The sequence below is a fragment of the Pseudomonas sp. genome (genome assembly GCF_037994325.1).
Classification (GTDB): domain Bacteria; phylum Pseudomonadota; class Gammaproteobacteria; order Pseudomonadales; family Pseudomonadaceae; genus Aquipseudomonas.
The window spans coordinates 1-3404 of sequence record NZ_JBBNAH010000234.1 but is presented as its reverse complement, the minus strand read 5'-3'; the positions used below and the strand labels follow the sequence as shown (position 1 = coordinate 3404).

Annotated in this window: 5 protein-coding genes; 1 reads left to right on the top strand and 4 read right to left on the bottom strand. The window is 59.1% G+C overall.

What is annotated here, in order from left to right:
* Nucleotides 1–638, bottom strand: a 638-nt coding sequence (locus tag AAAB16_RS07810) for an AlgP family protein (RefSeq protein WP_340662838.1), incomplete at its 3' end; no start/stop codon positions are given.
* 114 nt (nt 639–752) lie between these two features.
* Here AAAB16_RS07810 and AAAB16_RS07805 point away from each other — a divergent pair.
* Entirely contained in the window at nt 753–1397 is a 645-nt protein-coding gene (locus AAAB16_RS07805; RefSeq protein ID WP_340662837.1) for an FKBP-type peptidyl-prolyl cis-trans isomerase, read from the top strand.
* A 20-nt stretch (nt 1398–1417) separates the two neighbouring features.
* Here the strand turns inward: AAAB16_RS07805 and rsd are convergent, their stop codons facing one another.
* The 3 genes from rsd to AAAB16_RS07790 form a co-directional block, all read right to left on the bottom strand.
* A complete protein-coding gene (rsd, locus tag AAAB16_RS07800; RefSeq protein ID WP_340662836.1) occupies nt 1418–1891 on the bottom strand; it encodes a sigma D regulator in 474 nt (157 codons plus the stop codon).
* A 261-nt stretch (nt 1892–2152) separates the two neighbouring features.
* Nucleotides 2153–2647 carry a disulfide bond formation protein B gene (locus tag AAAB16_RS07795; protein WP_340662835.1) on the bottom strand — a complete coding sequence of 165 codons (495 nt, stop codon included), beginning with the start codon at nt 2645–2647 and terminating at the stop codon, nt 2153–2155.
* 154 nt (nt 2648–2801) lie between these two features.
* A partial coding sequence (locus AAAB16_RS07790; protein ID WP_369335437.1) for a heme biosynthesis protein HemY occupies nt 2802–3404 on the bottom strand: 603 nt, incomplete at its 5' end.

The window sequence follows — 3404 nt, the reverse complement described above, 5'->3', positions numbered from 1 at the left end:
GCCTTGGCAGGTGCTTTAGCGGCTGGCTTAGCAGCTGCTTTAACTGGCGCTTTAGCAGCAGGTTTCGCGGCAGCCTTCGCCGGTGCTTTTGCAGCAGGCTTGGCGGCCGGTTTAGCGGCGGGTTTGGCAGCCGCTTTTGCCGGCGCTTTAGCGGCAGGTTTTGCCGCGGGTTTTGCCGCCGCTTTTGCAGCAGGCGCCTTGGCAGCAGGTTTAGCGGCAACAGGTTTAGGTGCTGCGCTGCGAGCGGACAAGGCCTTGGCCACCGACTCTTTTACCTTGCCAACACCCTGGGCCAATTTCAGGCTTTCCTGGGCGTCGCGCTTGAGTTGCACGATGTAGTTGCGCGTCTCGGCCTGGCTGGCTTTGAGCGTATCGAGCAGGGCTTCCAATTCAGCCACCGCTTTCTGGGCTTTGCCCTGTGCTTTGTTCTTGCCAGCAGTGGCTGCCGCTTGCAGCAAGCTGCGTGCGTCGTGCAGTTTTTCCTGGGCTTTACCGCGTTGTTTTTCCAGCTTGGCGAGCAGCTTTTCAGCGTCGACCAAAGCCTGGGAACAAGCACTTTCGAGATGGTCCAGCAGGCTTTGAGAAAGCTGCTGTAGCAGATGCAAAGGAGTAGTTACCGATTTCTTATTGGCCGACATGACGCGCCTCCTGGCGAACGTTGGTGCGGCCCATACTAGCCGGGTGTTTCGCCGCTCGCCAGTTCTGCAACAAGGGCTGGCATAATCGCCGCACTCGTCGCTTGGAGAACGCTCATGTCGCGCTGCTTTTTTCTGCTGATTTTTCTGCTCATGGCACCGGTTCACGCCGACGAAAACCAACACGATTTGGCCTATAGCCTCGGGGTAAAACTCGGCCAACGTCTACGCGAAGAAGTGCCGGATTTACAACTCCAGGCACTGCTCGACGGCCTGCGCCAAGCCTATCGCGGTGAGCCATTGCAGCTTGAAGGAAAACGTATTGAGCAAGTGCTCGCCGAGCACGAGGCCAAGCAGGCAGCAGCGCCTATCGACGATCAAAAAGCCGTGCAAGCCGAGACGCGTTTTATGGTCAACGAAAAGGCCAAAGCCGGCGTGCGTGAGTTGGCTGGCGGCGTGCTGTACACCGAGCAAGTTCGTGGCCAAGGCGTAAAACCAAAAGCCAACGGCCGCGTGCGAGTGAAATACGTTGGGCGTTTTGCCGATGGCAGCGTGTTTGACGAGAGTGCGCAACCGGTGTGGTTCAAGCTCGACAGCGTGATTACCGGGTGGCGAATTGCATTGCAGGAAATGCCAGTAGGCAGCAAATGGCGGCTGGTGATTCCATCGGCCCAAGCCTATGGCGCCGAAGGCGCTGGCGACTTGATCGCGCCTTACTCACCGCTGGTATTTGAATTGGAGTTGCTGGAGGCCGCCGACTGAGCGGCAGCCTCTTAGGCACATCACACAGCAGGCGCAGTCTGCTGCTGGTGAGCGTTGTGCAGCACTTCGATCAGGCAGTCTTCCAGTTCGAAACGCTCATGGAGCAATTGCCCCAACCGCTTTAACTCGGCAGTCACTACGGCGGCATCGCTGCAGTCGCCTTTATCACAACGATCGTTAAACGCCAGGGCGACTTCGGTGATGGCTTCGATACGCGGGTAGATCTGCTTGGCCAACTCCAGCCCGCGCTCGTCACCGAAAGCTTTGGCTTCATTGGTCAGCTGTTCATAGACTTCAAAGTGGCCAGCGGACACATAGTCCACTAGGACTTCGCAGAAGCGCTGCAGCGCTTGCTCGTTGGCGGCCGGCGAAGCGCCTTCGTCATGCAGCACATCAAAACTGCGTACCAGTTCGTGGCGCTCTTGCAGCCAACGGTCGATTAGCAGATGAACCCCACCCCAACGTTCTTGGGCGTTCTGGCAGCTCTCGAGCATGATGAATTCACTCCCCTTGATCGTCTTGATCGTAATGCAGTTATACGTCTGCTCCGAGACGGTTTTTTGTCGTGCGGCGCTTAAGAACGGCATTTTACCGACGCTTTCTGCAGGCCAGATTATGCCCGCCCGTCAGCGCCCACAAGGCGCCTGGGGAGAAAGTTTCATACGAGCGTTTGATCCGAACACCGCATGCGGCTTGGCCTGAGCACTTACACAGGCCAGAGAGGCAGCGGCGTTGAGCCGCTGGCAAAGGAAGGCTTAGGCGCGACGCAGGAATTGGTAGGCCGAGAAAATCAGCATGCCGATAAAGGCCAGCAGGCACCACTCAGGCAGGCTCATCCCGAACAGCGTCCAGGTAACTTCGGCGCAATCAGCAGTGCCATGCAGCACCCACGCGACAAACTTTTGGAACGGCAGCGCTTGCAGCATGTAATCGAAATTGGTCGGCATGCAAGAGGCCATTGGATCCGGCGGCGTGTTCTGTAGCCAAATCTGCCGACAGGCCGCCGCTCCGCCGGCCAACGCCGACAACCCGGTAAGCACCGAATAAACCCGACGACCGCCGCGAGCCGGGTTGTGCAAGGCGGCTACCAGGCAGATCACGCCAAAGGCGATTACGCACAGCCGCTGCACAATGCACAACGGGCATGGCTCAAGGCCGACCACATGCTCCAGGTACAACGCGCCGCCCATCATGGCAACGCACGCGAGAAAGGCGAGGAAAAACAGCGAACGCGGGCTAGCCAGCGACATGACAACTCCGAGCGGGGTGGAGAAAGGCGGTTACGTTAGAGGAAAGCACCCGCCGCTTACAAGCCGGTGCCAAGCCGCAACCATCGGTGCTCTGCCACCGCACGTCCGTTATACGCGCCAGCCGAGACAATAAGTCGCGGCCGGCGGCAATGGCTCAGGCGCTAACCGCTTCCGGTAAGGGCAAGGCCGGCAGGTGCTGATTAAGCAAGCCGAGGCTTTCTTGGAACAGCTCGTTGCTGCGCTCAATCTCCCCCTGCTGCGCCAGCAGACGCGCCAGTTCAGCACACGCCTGCGGGCTGCGGGCAAAGCTCAAGCTGCTTTCAAAATACTCGCGCGCTTTGCCCCACAGATGGTTCTGCAAACTCAAGCGCCCCAGGCACAGGAGCAACACGGCATCGGTTGGATTGGCCTTTAACCAGCCCTCGGCCGTTTGCAATTGCTTACCGGCATCACGGCCGCGTACCAAGCCGTAGAGGTTGACCAAGCGGCTGTCGTACTGACGGGCAATGGCGCTGCGCAACACCTCTTCGGCCTCTTCCGGCGCGCCCAAGGTGCGTAATTGCTCGGCGTACACCGCAACCAATTGCGGCTCGCTGCGCTGGCTTTTGGACAGGTGTTGCCAGGCGTTGGTCAGCGGCTGCAAGGCAATCTCGCCGTCATTTAAACCATCGCTGGCGGCACTGGCCAAACGAGCACTCCAGGCTTGCTGTTCAAGGGCGCTGAGTTCGGCGTCGCCAAGCACTTTGTCTTTGCGCAA

Coding starts and splice junctions, on each gene's coding strand:
- AAAB16_RS07795 (WP_340662835.1), bottom strand. CDS start 2,647: ATGTCGCTGGCTAGCCCGCGTTCGCTGTTTTTCCTCGCCTTTCTCGCG.
- rsd (WP_340662836.1), bottom strand. CDS start 1,891: ATGCTCGAGAGCTGCCAGAACGCCCAAGAACGTTGGGGTGGGGTTCAT.
- AAAB16_RS07805 (WP_340662837.1), top strand. CDS start 753: ATGTCGCGCTGCTTTTTTCTGCTGATTTTTCTGCTCATGGCACCGGTT.